The sequence below is a fragment of the Synechococcus sp. PROS-7-1 genome (assembly GCF_014279795.1).
Taxonomy (GTDB): domain Bacteria; phylum Cyanobacteriota; class Cyanobacteriia; order PCC-6307; family Cyanobiaceae; genus Synechococcus_C.
In genome coordinates, this window is record NZ_CP047945.1 from 1,048,162 (window position 1) to 1,060,461 (window position 12,300).

Here is a 12,300-nt window from a genome sequence, read left to right on the forward strand (position 1 = left end):
ACTGTCGATGGCGCTTCGTGCTGGATAACCTTGCCGAGACACTGCAAGCGGTTGCTGGCGATGAGCGAAGGTTCCACGATCGAAAGCGTGCTCAAGGAACAGCGCGTTTTTGCTCCGCCCATTGAGCTCACTCAGTCAGCCCGAATTGGTGGCATGGATGCCTACCAAGCCATGGCCGATGCGGCCAGAAAGGATCCGGAAACGTTCTGGGGCGATGCGGCTCGTCAGGAACTCGATTGGTTCACTCCGTTTGATCAGGTCCTCGACTGGTCCAACCCTCCCTTCGCGCGCTGGTTCCAGGGAGGCACCACCAATCTCTCCCACAACTGCCTTGACCGCCATCTTCACGGTGAGACGGCTGACAAGACTGCCCTGATCTGGGAGGGGGAACCCGGCGATGTCCGCCGCTTCACCTACAGGGAACTGCACGCTGAGGTGTGCAAGGCGGCCAACGCGCTCAAGTCCATGGGCGTTGGCAAAGGGGATCTGGTGGCCCTTTACATGCCGATGGTTCCGGAAGCGGCCATTGCCATGCTGGCCTGCGCTCGCATCGGAGCTCCCCACTCAGTGGTGTTCGGAGGGTTCTCCGCAGAAGCGCTCCGGGACCGGTTGATCGATGGTGAGGCCAAGGCCGTGATCACCGCCGACGGTGGCTTCCGCAAGGACAAGCCCGTTTCTCTGAAACCTGCTGTCGATGCCGCTCTGGCCGACGGTGCCTGTCCGTCGGTGACCTCCGTGCTGGTGGTGCAGCGCACCAAACAGCCGGTGGACATGGTGCCGGGCCGTGATCAGTGGTGGCATGCGCTGGTGGAGGGTCAGTCCCATGAATGCCCCGCCGAGCCGATGGCAAGCGAAGACCGACTGTTTGTGCTCTACACCTCCGGATCCACCGGCAAACCCAAGGGTGTGGTGCACACCACAGCGGGTTACAACCTCTGGGCTCATCTCACGTTTCAGTGGATCTTCGATCTCCGCGATAACGACGTGTATTGGTGCACAGCGGATGTGGGCTGGATCACCGGACACAGCTACATCGTGTACGGCCCGCTGTCCAATGGGGCCACCACGGTGATGTACGAGGGAGCTCCACGACCTTCCAAACCGGGAGCTTTCTGGGAGTTGATCCAGAAGCACGGGGTCACGATCTTCTACACCGCTCCCACGGCGATCCGGGCCTTCATGAAAAACGGCCGGACCGTGCCTGATCAGTTCGACATGAGCAGCCTGCGACTGCTCGGAACCGTTGGCGAACCCATCAACCCCGAAGCCTGGATGTGGTATCGGGATGTGATCGGCGGTGGCCGCTGCCCGATCATTGACACCTGGTGGCAGACCGAAACGGGTGGCGTGATGATCAGCCCTCTGCCCGGGGCCACCCCCACCAAGCCCGGGTCAGCGACCCTTCCACTTCCCGGGATCGAAGCCGATGTGGTGGACGCCGAGGGCAACAGTGTGGCCGCCAACGAAGGGGGCTACCTCGTTGTGCGCCGTCCTTGGCCAGGGATGATGCGTACCGTTCATGGCAATCCTGAGCGGTTCCGCCAGAGTTACTGGGAACACATCCGTCCTGAGGATGGCAGCCACATCTACTTCGCAGGCGATGGCGCCCGAAAGGATGCTGATGGTTACTTCTGGGTGATGGGACGCGTGGACGATGTCATCAACGTCTCCGGTCATCGTCTCGGCACCATGGAAATCGAATCAGCCTTGGTCAGTCACCCTGCGGTGGCTGAGGCCGCTGTGGTCGGTCGTCCTGATGATCTCAAAGGCGAAGGCATCGTGGCGTTCGTCACTCTTGAGGCTGATCGCGAAGCCAGTGATGCTCTGATCGCTGAGTTGCGGGCCCATGTGGGCATCGAAATCGGTCCGATCGCCCGTCCGGATGAAATCCGCTGCAGTGATGCTCTTCCCAAGACGCGGAGTGGCAAGATCATGCGCCGGATTCTCAGGGCGCTTGCTGCTGGGGAGGATGTGACAGGGGACACCAGCACCCTGGAAGATCGCTCCGTACTGGATCGCTTGAGAGCCTGATCTCAGGCCCACGCAACGAGAAGGTCGACCAACCGACGGATTCGTCGGCTGCGGCTTGGGTCATCAGCCCAGTCGCCGAGAAGTCCCTGCCTGAGTCCTGCACTCGCTGGAGTGAGGTGGTCGCCTGATGTCTGTACAAAGCGGCTTTGGTCCCCGGGTCTGCGCTGGAGTGCCTGAATCAGATCATCACTTTGATCGAGGGCATCGTCTCCAAAACGCACAACCAGATTGCGCTCCTGCCTGTAGAAACGCTCGATCATGTTGAGTGTTTCCGTTGGCCCGGGGCTGAACTCGGTGACCACTCCGAGCTTCGGGGCGAGGGTCCCGAGCAGGGGAATCGAGCGGTCGGCCGTGAAGTTGTTGAAGCTCAGTGCTGCAAGACCGCTGCAGCCGCGCCCATCATCCGGAGCCAGGAGATGGAGCTTGCAGCCGAGACTATGGCCGAGCCGCAACGGCATCAACGAGCTGTTCAGGCGCTCTTCAAGGAGGCGTCGGCACTGCCTCAGCTGCTGCCAGCCCTCGCGGGCCTGAAGCTGGTGGTCGAATCCCGGAACGTAACTCCAGGCGTGAACGGCATAGCCCTCATCCGCCAACCATTCCAAGAGGCGTCGGTAGCTGATCTGGGGACTGGTGGCGAGATAGCTGCCGCCGATGAAGTCCACGAGCCCGCGGATGGAGTCCGTTGGCCACAGGCACCAGCACTGTTCGCGTCGCTGCCAACGGTTCACCCTGCGGCCAGAGTGCGCACGATCGACTCCGCCTCCTTCACGTGGGCTGGTCCATCGAGAAGGTTGTTGAAAACCAATTGGATCACGCCCTTCTGATCAATCACGTAGGTCACCCGTGCGGGGAGGAGTCCGAACGTTTTGGGCACTCCGAAGGCCCTTTTCAAGCTTCCCGTTTTGTCGCTCAGTAGCGGAAACGGCAATTGGTGGCGTTCAGCGAAACGCCTGTGGCTCACTGCGTCATCCCCGCTCACTCCCCAAATTTCAGCCCCCAGTGCCGTGAGATTGGCGTAATTATCCCGGAATGTGCAGGCCTCCGCAGTGCAGCCGGGAGTGTCGTCCTTCGGATAGAAGAACAGCACAAGAATCCGGCCATCGAGGTCATCAAGCCGGCGCATCTCACCGTTTTGATCCTCGAGAGCAAAGCTCGGGGCCGCGTCGCCGGTCTTCAGTGCCATTGGACTTCAACACTCAATTCACCCTAGGAAGCGATTGCGGTTGACGAGAGAATGGATCGCTGAGATCTGATGGCCCCCACCAATGACTGACAGTGCCCTGGAGTCTGGTCAATTGGATCTTTTGCAGGGTTTTCAATCGCCGTCTCTTCCGTCGCGCCCGATTGAGCAGCCGGCGAGCGCAGAATCAGCTCCGGAGACGCCCCCGTCCTGTCTGCTGATTGTTGACACCGAAACGACAGGGCTGGATGCCGATCGTGATCAGTGCCTCGAACTTGGAGCGATTCTGTTTTCCGTCCCCCATCGCCAGGTGCTGGCTCAGATGTCGTGTCTTCTGCCTGTCGATCGCAATCCCGCTGAGTCGATCAATCGAATCCCAGCAGAGGTGAGCCGCGTGGATCAGCCCTGGGCTGATGGGCTGGCTTGGTTTGAGCAGCTGATGGAGCGCGCGGATTATTTGGTGGCTCACAATGCTGCCTTTGATCGGCAGTGGTTCGGTCGCGGTGCTTTGCCAGAGGCGAAGCGTCCTTGGCTTTGCACTCTTGAAGACATCCGTTGGCCTGAAGCGCGCAATCTCAGAGCCAGGCCTTCGGTGATTGACCTTGCTCTGGCCTATGGAATTCCTGTGTGGTCAGCGCATCGGGCTCTCACCGATTGCACTTATCTGGCTGAGGTGTTTCAGCGCTGCGACGACCTGGAGTTACTGATCGCCCATGCCCTGGAACCGCGTCGACTCGTGCGTGCCCAGGTGTCTTACGACCAGCGCCACCTGGCCCGGGAGGCCGGCTTCCGCTGGAACGAACCCGTCAAGGGCGCCTGGGCCAGGCGGCTCTCGGAGCGGGAGGAGCGGGAGCTTCCCTTCACTGTTGTGCCGGTTGACGCTGCGTTGCCACAAGCATCCTGATTTGCTTCAGCAGTCCGAAGCCTCATGGGTTTTTTGCCGATCCTTCCACCGCGGCGGCCACCCTGACGGTATGAAAGCGTCGACGCACCACGATTCCGTTCGTTTGCGCCTGCAGCGATGGCAGCAGGTCCGAACCTGGGCGCGTTTGATCCGGGAAGCGGAATGCCTTTGGCACGTCGATGTACGCGAGCTGAAACGTCTTGGAGCACTGGAGCTTTCCCAACTCCTGAATGAGGTTCCTTTCTGTCAACGCAGTCGTGTGAATCGTTGGCTCACCCGTTACAGCGTGTCGACGCGTCTGCCTTTTGAGAGCAGTGGAATGCGGTCACGTTCGTGCTGCTCGTCTGGGACCAAAGATGAGTCTTGGCGGCCCTGAACTAGGTTTCCGAAGTCTCTTAACCTACTGCTAACGACCAAATCCGTTTCGGTTAGCTACTCCTAGGACGCCGATTTCTCCCAGGCTTCCCATGAGCTTCGCCAAGAAGGCTCTCATTTTTTCCTCTTTGCTGGCTCTTGGAGCCGGCGTTTCCGCTTCTGCAGCTGATCGTCTGAACGGTGCAGGTGCATCGTTCCCCGCCAAGATCTATCAGCGCTGGTTTGCTGAACTGGCCAAGGCTGGTGGCCCTCAGGTCAACTATCAGGCCGTTGGATCCGGTTCCGGCCGTAAGGCTTTCATCGACCAGACCGTGAACTTCGGTGCTTCTGATGATCCGATGAAGCCCAAGGACATGGCCAAGGTGAAGCGCGGTGTCGTGCAGATCCCCATGGTGGGCGGCACCATCGCCTTCGGTTACAACAAGCCCGGTTGCGACTTCAAGCTGACCCAAAAGCAGGCTGTTCAGGTGGCGATCGGCAAGATCACCAACTGGAAGCAGCTCGGTTGCGCCCCCGGCAACATCACTTGGGTGCACCGTTCCGACGGTTCCGGCACCACCAAGGCCTTCACCAACTCCATGCAGGCCTTCTCCTCTGAGTGGACCCTGGGTACCGGTAAGTCCGTCAAGTGGCCCGGTAAGAACGCTGTGGGTGCCAAGGGCAACTCCGGCGTCGCTGGCACCATCCAGAACAAAGTTGGCGCCATCGGTTATGTCAACCAGTCCTACATCAAGGGCAAGGTTGTGGCTGCAGCCCTGCAGAACAAGTCTGGTGAATTCCTCAAGCCTTCTGTGAAGGCTGGTGCGACTGCACTGAACGGCATCAAGCTTGATTCCAACCTGGCTGGCAAGAACCCCAACCCCACCGCAAAGGGTGCTTATCCCATCGCCACCCTCACCTGGGTGCTGGCTTACAAGACCGGCAATGGCAAGAACACCGATGCCATCAAGAAAGCCTTCAACTTCATGCTGAGCACCAAGGCTCAGGACCAGGCTCCTAGCCTCGGTTTCGTTCCCCTGAAGGGCGGCATCCTCAACAAGGCCAAGGCTGCTGTAAACAAGATCGGCAAGTGATTCTCTGAATCAACGCACTGATCGGATCATCGAGGAGGGGGCAACCCCTCCCTTTTTATGTTTCCTTTATCTTTCTGAATTTTTAGGGGAGTCTTAAAGGACTGATCTCCATCCCTTTGCCTGTGAGGGATGTTGCGCTCCATACACTTCGTTGTATCGAGAGCTTCAGCCATGGTCTCTGCTCCTCAGTCCGTTTCCAGCCGTCGTGACGGTTTTCTTGAGCTTCTCGAGAACAATTTTCAGAAGCGCAACCTTGTGCACCTTTCCGCGGGCAGTGTGGTGCCTTTGCTGAAGAACAGCCTCTGGCTTGTCGTGAGAGGCATGGTGAAGCTTGGTGCCGTTTCCGTGCATGGTGATGAGCTTTTACTGGGCTTGGCCGGGCCTAATGAGCCATTCGGTGAGCCTTTGAGCACCGTGGAGGCCTACGAAGCCGTCACCCTCACGGATTGCGATCTCCTGTGCGTGACGATGGCGGAAGTCGGCGAATCGTCTGATCTCGCCAAAGCCCTTCTCGATGCTGTTGTTCTGCGTTATCGCCAATCGGAATACCTGCTCTCGCTTCTAGGTTTACGCCGCGTTGAAGAACGGGTTCGCGGCTTTCTTGAATTGCTGGCCCAGGATTACGGGCAGCCCTGTGATGAAGGTTTGCGCCTGAATCTTCGTTTGACCCATCAGGAGATGGCGAGCGCTTTGAGCACAACACGCGTAACAGTGACCCGAGTGATCGGCCTTCTCAGGGATGAGGGTTGGCTCAAGATTGATGCCCAGCGCCACCTTGTGATCACCCATCTGCCCAAGAAATAAGTCAACCGGATTGTCAGCTCGAGGGTGGGTCCCTAAAAAAGAGCTGATGGTTTAAGGCTTTGGCTGATTCCTCGTTTCCATTGGTTCTGTTGGCCCTGCATGCCGTGCAGGGCTATTGGTATGCAGGGCTAGTGATTGCCATTCTGTTCTCACTGTTCGGTGTGCAGACGATTGATCCGTCTGCCAGGGGGTGGTCCCACCCGTTGTTCCGTTTGGTGATCATTCCCGGCGTGTCACTGTTCTGGCCGCTCCTGCTTGTGCGTTGGGTGCGCCGTCAGGGGCCACCGCGGGAGCGCAATGCCCATCGCCTTGCCTTGCGGCCATGATTCGATCCCATCGCATCACGCACAGGCGCCTGTTCCCGTTGCTTGCGGTGCTTGCACTTGTGCTCTCTGTTTCGGCCCTGGCTTTACGTCCGGCTGTTCCGGTTTCGTCGCCTGCCTCGGCCCCGCTGTACCAGTCACTCGGTTTTTCAAGTGCGCCGCTTTCGGCGTCCAGAAGCGCCCGAGTCATGGTGAATGGACATCCCGTTCTGCTTGGTTATCAGCAGGAACCATTGGGTCAGCCAATGCTGTTGATCCAACCCCAGCACATTCAATCGGAGGCCCAGGTGCAGGTCCTGTGGACCGGCGGCGATGCCACCACTGATGAAACGCTCCCTTCAGCGGTGTTTCTCGGTCAGCTTTCTGGTGCATCGGCCCTTGCGTTGCCCCTTCCAAGCGACTTTTCCGCGGATCGCCCCGGTCAGCTTGTATTTCGAAGCCTTCCTTTGGCTAAAACCCTCGGAACCATTGATCTGGCGGCACTTCCTTCCAATCTGTTTCAAGAGAGTCGCTGATCATGGGCCATCCCTATCAAGCTGTTCAGTGGACCCGTAAGAAGCTGATTTACGACGGCATTCTTCTGGCCCTGGTGATGGGCTACCTGGTGGTGTTCACCCAGATCACCTATGCCCTCAATCGTGCTGTTGGCTCCGTAGCTGAATGGGAAGGGGTCGAAATCAGGGCCTACGGAAGCGCCGCCTTCATTCTTCTCAGCATCATCCTCTGCATTGGTCCCCTCAGCCGTTTGAACAAGCGTTTTCACGTGTTGTTGTTTAACCGGCGGCACATGGGTGTCCTCGCTTTTCTGCTGGCACTGTTTCATGTGCATGGCTTCCGTTTGCCAGCTCAACCGTTTCAAGCCCTCGGACTGTCTGTTCCCAAAATTCCTTTCCAGTTCTTTGGTGCCCTGCCCTGGTACAACGATTTCGGCGATCTCGACCCCCTTGTTTCCCTGTTCGTGGGGAATCGCCATTTCGACAGTCTCACCTTTTTCCCGTTTGAACTCCTCGGGCTTGGGGCTCTGTTGGTGATGTTCGTGATGGCGGCCACCAGCCACGACTTCTGGCTTGTGAATCTCACCCCGCCGATCTGGAAGGGAATTCATATGGCTGTGTATGTCGCCTATGCACTGCTTGTTGGACACATCCTCTTGGGTCCCCTTCAGACCAACCGTGACCCTTGGCTGACGGCTCTGGCACTCGTGTCGTTTGTGTGCGTGATCGGGCTGCATCTCATCAGTGGCTGGCGGGAGCGCAAGGCCGATCGGTCCCTTGATGCCTCGCCGGATGCTCTCACTGTCGAGGGGTTTGTGGATGTGATGGCGCTCGATGATCTGGAGGACGAGTGCGGCATACCGGTGGTGATCCGTGGTGAGCGCATCGCCTTGTTCCGTCAGGGCGATGCGGTCTTCGCCCTCAGCAATGTCTGCGCCCATCAAAATGGCCCTCTGGCTGATGGTCGCCTCAGCCATGGCTGTGTGGTGTGTCCCTGGCATGGCTGGGAGTACCGCGCTGAAACCGGTGTTTCCCCACCCCCGTTTGCCGAGCGTGTGCCGGTGTTCCCCGTTCGCATTCAAGAGGGCCGTGTGTTGGTAGCGCTCCAGCCTGTTCTCAACGCAGTGAGTTGATCGTCATGTCACAGCGCAAGTCACCCTTCTTTGTTCATTACCTACCACTGCCGCCGGAACTGCGTGCCTTTGTGATTTGGCTTGTGTTCGGCCTCAGTGTTCTCACATTGATCCTGTCGATTGTGGTTCCAGCCCTGCAGGACCAGTTCGGCCCAGGCTGGCGGCAACCAACCCGGGAGATCAGTGGCCTGCTCCTCGATGGTCCTGGTGCAGCGCAAGTGCTCATCCCCAGGCCTGAGGGTTCCGGCGAGAGTGCTTATTCCAGGGTTTTGCTGGCGAGCACCCGTAAGCTCGCCCCCCCTGCATCGGTGCTGGACAAGACCGGTCAATGGGTGAAGCTTCGCGGGGCCCTGTTTTCCAATGGCACCCTGACCGTGATGAATACCAATCGCGCCACAGTCCTGGCTGCACCCCTTTCGGCCCAACCGGTTCCCACCGAGCCGAATTCCCTGGGGACTTTCACGCTCAAAGGCGAGATCATCGATGCCAAATGTTTTTCCGGTGTGATGAAGCCCGGTGCTGGTAAGACCCATCTCGGTTGTGCCGTCCGCTGCATCAGTGGAGGAGTGCCTGCCATGTTCCATACCCGTAATGCACAGGATCAAGAACTGGATCTTCTTCTTGTTGATGAGAAGGGTGATGCTGTCAACGACAGGGTGCTTGATCGCGTCGCCCTGCCACTGGAGATCCGTGGGGAAGTGCTGAAGTTGAATGACCTCCTGTTACTGCGTGCCGACCCTTCCACATACCGCTCGCTGCTTTGAACGTCTTCGTTGTCTCGTCTTCCCATTGAGTCCATGCTTTCTCCCCAGCTTGAGGTTCTTTTCTCGCGATCTCTGGCGTCACTGCGCCCTGTGATTGTTTCGTTCCTGATCGTTCATGCCATGAGTCTCAGTGGCGGACTCGATCAGGCGTTGTCACCTTGCAACGTGCTGTTAGTCGGTAATTTCTGTGCCGCCATGCTCGTGCTCACGTTGTTCAAGCCGGCAGCCATCCTTAGGGAAATTTCAGAGCTTCCGTGGTCGATCAAAGGGTTGATGTTGCTGGATGGTGCTCTGACAGCGCTTATTTCAGCTTTGATTTTCACAGGTCTCGAGTACACCACTGCCAGCAATGCCATCCTTATCGGCCGTATGGCTCCGGTTCTGTACGCATTAATTGGTGCTCTTGCTCTGGGCACCGTGCTGGCAAGGCCTGTTTGGATTGGTAACGGCTTCATCATTGTCGGCGTGTTGATGATTGTGTTGTTCAGTACCGGTGGCAATGTCAATAAAGGCGACGCAATGATGATCGCTTCCACATTTGTGTTCTCGATCGTGTCGATCATTGGCAAAAAGCTGGTGTCAAGGAAGATCTCCATGCCAGTGTTGCTCTTTGCGAGGAATCTGTCCGGGAGTGTAATTTTCTTTTTTGTTGCGATCTATTTGTTTGGTGTGCATCATTTCGCCGATGTTTTCGCTGGATCTCTTTGGGTTGTAATGCTTGTTTATGCTGGCTTGATCATCGTTGTTTCCCAGTGGCTTTGGTATAAAGCGTCTGCTGAATTGAACTCCGTGAGTATGGGACGTTGGGCTTCGCCTGCTCCACTTGTTGGCCTTACATTCGCCTACTTTGTGAACAACAACATCCCTGACAGCAAGCAGTTAATCGCAGCGGTTGTCATTCTGGTGGGAATCGCTATTACCACCTTCGGGAAGCCAGCACCTGTGGCGCAAGTTGCTGAAGATAAGCGTGAAACCAGCAGCAAGGCTGATTTGTTGATGCAAGGGGACAACGTCGTTTCGCCGTCCGTATGACGGTGGCCATTGGTGTGATCTGCGATGCCCTGGCGTATCGCGATCAATCCGGATCTGACGTGATCCGCTTCTATCAGGCGTTGGCTAGAGATCAGGAGTTTGAGTCGTTTCACCTCCCTCTGCTCGACTTGCGAGCGTCGTTGATGAGGGGTGATACCAACAGGCTTCCTGCACTTCGTCTCAGCGATCGAGCTGCAGCCACCCTCTGGACGGCGGAGCCTCTCAGGGATCTGCAGCTTCTGCCTGCAGAGCGCTTTGATCTGCTGTTTTGCAGAACGCTGAAGCCGTTCCCTCCCCGTCACCTCGAATTGCTGCAGCAGCTGGAGCCACTCACGCGCTTTCTGAACCGGCCCTCCAGCAAGATCAGGCAGCTGGCTTCTTGGTTCCTGGCTGATATTGCCGGATCCTTTATGCCTGCGTCGCGGTTGATTCGCTCGTCGGAGGCCCTGGCCGACGTTCTTGAGTTCTGGGGCGACATCGTGATCAAGCGACCGAACAGCACCCAAGGCCGTGGTGTGTCCCGCTTGCGTCGATCCGGTGGGGGTGTGCAGTTGAGTCAGGGGTTACGCCAGGTCGAGACCTTTCCCTCTCTGGAGCCTGTGATGGGTTTGATCGGTGATGTTGCTGAGGAATGGTTGGTCATGCCGTTCCTTCCTGGCACTTGCAAGGGAGATAAACGCGTTCTGGTTGTGGATGGGGAGGTCGTCGCCGGCTATCGCCGGCGATCGCGGAGTGGTCATTGGATCAACAATGTCTCCTTTGATGCCGACTGTGAACTGGAAGCGGTCTCAGAGGACGAGCGTTGCGTTGTTGCAGCCACGGCCCCGGCCTATCGATCGATGGGGCTGCGGGTGCTCGGTTACGACTTTCTCACTGGTGACACGGGAGAGCCCGTGGTGAGCGAGATCAATGTGGGCAACATTGGCGGTTTTTCCAGGGTGGCTGAGCTGGGTGGTCCTGATGCCATGCAGCAATTGTTGGGATGGATGCGGATTTTCGGTCAGTCCGAAGGCGACCCGTTGATCGAGTCAGCTCAGAATCACCATGCGCCAGCGATGGCTGCGATTTACCAGCAGTCGGTTGATCAGGGCGGCGTCACCATGGACGCCGGCTTGATTACGGCAGAGTCCTTCCGGCAGCGGTTGAGCGCCTGCGGAGAGAGGTCTGGCTTCTGGGTGCTCACCCTGGGCGGGGAGGTGCTGGGGTGGACGGAGTTGCGGGCTTATTCGCCGCGTTGGGGTTATCGCTTCACGGCAGAAACATCAACCTATGTGCATGCGTCTGCACGGGGAAGGGGATTGGGTTCCAAGCTTCAGAGCTTTGTGATTGGCAAAGCGCGGGAGATGCGCTATCGGCATTTGGTGGCCAAAGTTGTGTCCAGGAATGACCAGAGTGTGGCGTTTCATCTGAGGCATGGTTTTGAGCATGTCGGCATTCAGAAAGAGGTGGGATTTCTCGGAAATTCGTGGCACGATGTTGTGATCCTTCAGTGTTTGTTGGTTTGAGATGGCTGTGCCTGGAACAGCGCTTGGCATGTCTCGGCGTCTACAAGCGCTAATTGCATCAATTGGTGAACAGCCTCCCTCGAGCCTTGCCCAACTTGAGCGCCGCGTTACTGATGCTGGATTGGTTGAGCAGGATCTTTTGCCATGGGCAGAATTCCATCACCCTTTGGAAGATAGTTATGGGCGGCGATTGGTCTGGAAATCTGATTTTGTTGAGCTCATGGTGATGAGCTGGATCCCTGGTGATTTCAGCGCAATCCATGACCATGGTACGGCTCACTGGGGAGTCGTTCAGTCTTTTGGTCCTGCAACGCATTCGTTGTTCAGGCTTAATGGATCACAGCTTGAATTTGAGCGTCAAAGTGACTACTACCCTGGTCAGATTCAAACAGTTGATCATCGCCTGATTCATCAGATGGGCAACGCCAGCAGCAATCCTTTTGTGAGTTTGCATGTTTATGCGGCTCTCCAGCCATTGGCCACCATCACCGCCAATGCCCGTGTATTCGATGTGGTGGAAGGGGTAATCCAGTTCACTGATGGAGGCGTGTTCTTTGCCTTGCCTGACAGTCAGGTGAAACGTCAGATCACGGGACTGAGGGCCAAGTCCTCGCTCGTCTCCCATCAACGTCGGTTGCGGGATGCGCGTCTGCAAGTGATGGCCCACGCCTGAACAAAAAAA

Annotated in this window: 15 protein-coding genes; 12 read left to right on the forward strand and 3 right to left on the reverse strand. The window is 57.6% G+C overall.

Annotated features, from left to right (window positions below):
* The first annotated feature begins 60 nt into the window (after window positions 1-60).
* Window positions 61-2,031, forward strand: a complete 1,971-nt coding sequence (gene acs, locus SynPROS71_RS05710; protein WP_186597315.1) for an acetate--CoA ligase — start codon at window positions 61-63, stop codon at window positions 2,029-2,031.
* 2 nt (window positions 2,032-2,033) lie between these two features.
* Here the strand turns inward: acs and SynPROS71_RS05715 are convergent, their stop codons facing one another.
* Both SynPROS71_RS05715 and SynPROS71_RS05720 read right to left on the reverse strand, forming a co-directional pair.
* Complete coding sequence (locus SynPROS71_RS05715; RefSeq protein WP_186597317.1) at window positions 2,034-2,759, reverse strand: DUF1350 family protein; 726 nt, start codon at window positions 2,757-2,759, stop codon at window positions 2,034-2,036.
* Complete coding sequence (locus SynPROS71_RS05720) at window positions 2,756-3,214, reverse strand: peroxiredoxin (protein ID WP_186597319.1); 459 nt, start codon at window positions 3,212-3,214, stop codon at window positions 2,756-2,758. The genes SynPROS71_RS05715 and SynPROS71_RS05720 overlap by 4 nt, the downstream gene beginning before the upstream one ends.
* Before the next feature lie 82 nt (window positions 3,215-3,296).
* On the opposite strand from SynPROS71_RS05720, the gene SynPROS71_RS05725 reads away from it, so the two are divergent.
* Window positions 3,297-4,115, forward strand: a complete 819-nt coding sequence (locus tag SynPROS71_RS05725; protein ID WP_186597321.1) for a 3'-5' exonuclease — start codon at window positions 3,297-3,299, stop codon at window positions 4,113-4,115.
* 22 nt (window positions 4,116-4,137) lie between these two features.
* Here the strand turns inward: SynPROS71_RS05725 and SynPROS71_RS05730 are convergent, their stop codons facing one another.
* A complete protein-coding gene (locus SynPROS71_RS05730) occupies window positions 4,138-4,338 on the reverse strand; it encodes a hypothetical protein (RefSeq protein WP_186597323.1) in 201 nt (66 codons plus the stop codon).
* Here SynPROS71_RS05730 and SynPROS71_RS13860 point away from each other — a divergent pair.
* From SynPROS71_RS13860 to SynPROS71_RS05775, 10 genes are all read left to right on the forward strand, one after another.
* On the forward strand, window positions 4,261-4,491 hold the full coding sequence (locus SynPROS71_RS13860; RefSeq protein WP_255442490.1) for a hypothetical protein: 231 nt from the start codon (window positions 4,261-4,263) through the stop codon (window positions 4,489-4,491). The two genes, SynPROS71_RS05730 and SynPROS71_RS13860, sit on opposite strands and share 78 nt — an antisense overlap.
* 91 nt (window positions 4,492-4,582) lie before the next feature.
* Window positions 4,583-5,563, forward strand: a complete 981-nt coding sequence (pstS, locus tag SynPROS71_RS05735; RefSeq protein WP_186597325.1) for a phosphate ABC transporter substrate-binding protein PstS — start codon at window positions 4,583-4,585, stop codon at window positions 5,561-5,563.
* A gap of 171 nt (window positions 5,564-5,734) precedes the next feature.
* Window positions 5,735-6,367 (forward strand): Crp/Fnr family transcriptional regulator, encoded by a 633-nt coding sequence (locus tag SynPROS71_RS05740; protein WP_186597327.1) that lies wholly within the window; start codon window positions 5,735-5,737, stop codon window positions 6,365-6,367.
* A gap of 59 nt (window positions 6,368-6,426) precedes the next feature.
* Entirely contained in the window at window positions 6,427-6,693 is a 267-nt protein-coding gene (locus SynPROS71_RS05745; RefSeq protein WP_222929544.1) for a hypothetical protein, read from the forward strand.
* On the forward strand, window positions 6,690-7,205 hold the full coding sequence (locus SynPROS71_RS05750) for a hypothetical protein (RefSeq protein ID WP_186597329.1): 516 nt from the start codon (window positions 6,690-6,692) through the stop codon (window positions 7,203-7,205). Before SynPROS71_RS05745 ends, SynPROS71_RS05750 begins: the two co-directional genes overlap by 4 nt.
* 2 nt (window positions 7,206-7,207) lie before the next feature.
* Window positions 7,208-8,317 carry a Rieske 2Fe-2S domain-containing protein gene (locus SynPROS71_RS05755; RefSeq protein WP_186597331.1) on the forward strand — a complete coding sequence of 370 codons (1,110 nt, stop codon included), beginning with the start codon at window positions 7,208-7,210 and terminating at the stop codon, window positions 8,315-8,317.
* 5 nt (window positions 8,318-8,322) lie between these two features.
* Entirely contained in the window at window positions 8,323-9,081 is a 759-nt protein-coding gene (locus SynPROS71_RS05760) for a hypothetical protein (protein ID WP_186597333.1), read from the forward strand.
* Window positions 9,082-9,114: 33 nt separating this feature from the next.
* On the forward strand, window positions 9,115-10,113 hold the full coding sequence (locus tag SynPROS71_RS05765; RefSeq protein ID WP_186597335.1) for a DMT family transporter: 999 nt from the start codon (window positions 9,115-9,117) through the stop codon (window positions 10,111-10,113).
* Window positions 10,110-11,618: a GNAT family N-acetyltransferase gene (locus SynPROS71_RS05770; RefSeq protein ID WP_186597337.1), complete on the forward strand. Its 1,509-nt coding sequence runs from the start codon at window positions 10,110-10,112 to the stop codon at window positions 11,616-11,618. Before SynPROS71_RS05765 ends, SynPROS71_RS05770 begins: the two co-directional genes overlap by 4 nt.
* Window positions 11,619-11,646: 28 nt before the next feature.
* Entirely contained in the window at window positions 11,647-12,291 is a 645-nt protein-coding gene (locus tag SynPROS71_RS05775; protein ID WP_255442491.1) for a cysteine dioxygenase family protein, read from the forward strand.
* Window positions 12,292-12,300: the final 9 nt, after the last annotated feature.

Excerpts from the sequence above, each read along its gene's own strand:
- acs (WP_186597315.1), top strand. The coding sequence starts at position 61 with ATGAGCGAAGGTTCCACGATCGAAAGCGTGCTCAAGGAACAGCGCGTT.
- SynPROS71_RS05720 (WP_186597319.1), bottom strand. The coding sequence starts at position 3,214 with ATGGCACTGAAGACCGGCGACGCGGCCCCGAGCTTTGCTCTCGAGGAT.
- SynPROS71_RS05725 (WP_186597321.1), top strand. The coding sequence starts at position 3,297 with ATGACTGACAGTGCCCTGGAGTCTGGTCAATTGGATCTTTTGCAGGGT.
- pstS (WP_186597325.1), top strand. The coding sequence starts at position 4,583 with ATGAGCTTCGCCAAGAAGGCTCTCATTTTTTCCTCTTTGCTGGCTCTT.
- SynPROS71_RS05740 (WP_186597327.1), top strand. The coding sequence starts at position 5,735 with ATGGTCTCTGCTCCTCAGTCCGTTTCCAGCCGTCGTGACGGTTTTCTT.
- SynPROS71_RS05750 (WP_186597329.1), top strand. The coding sequence starts at position 6,690 with ATGATTCGATCCCATCGCATCACGCACAGGCGCCTGTTCCCGTTGCTT.
- SynPROS71_RS05755 (WP_186597331.1), top strand. The coding sequence starts at position 7,208 with ATGGGCCATCCCTATCAAGCTGTTCAGTGGACCCGTAAGAAGCTGATT.
- SynPROS71_RS05760 (WP_186597333.1), top strand. The coding sequence starts at position 8,323 with ATGTCACAGCGCAAGTCACCCTTCTTTGTTCATTACCTACCACTGCCG.
- SynPROS71_RS05765 (WP_186597335.1), top strand. The coding sequence starts at position 9,115 with ATGCTTTCTCCCCAGCTTGAGGTTCTTTTCTCGCGATCTCTGGCGTCA.
- SynPROS71_RS05770 (WP_186597337.1), top strand. The coding sequence starts at position 10,110 with ATGACGGTGGCCATTGGTGTGATCTGCGATGCCCTGGCGTATCGCGAT.
- SynPROS71_RS05775 (WP_255442491.1), top strand. The coding sequence starts at position 11,647 with ATGTCTCGGCGTCTACAAGCGCTAATTGCATCAATTGGTGAACAGCCT.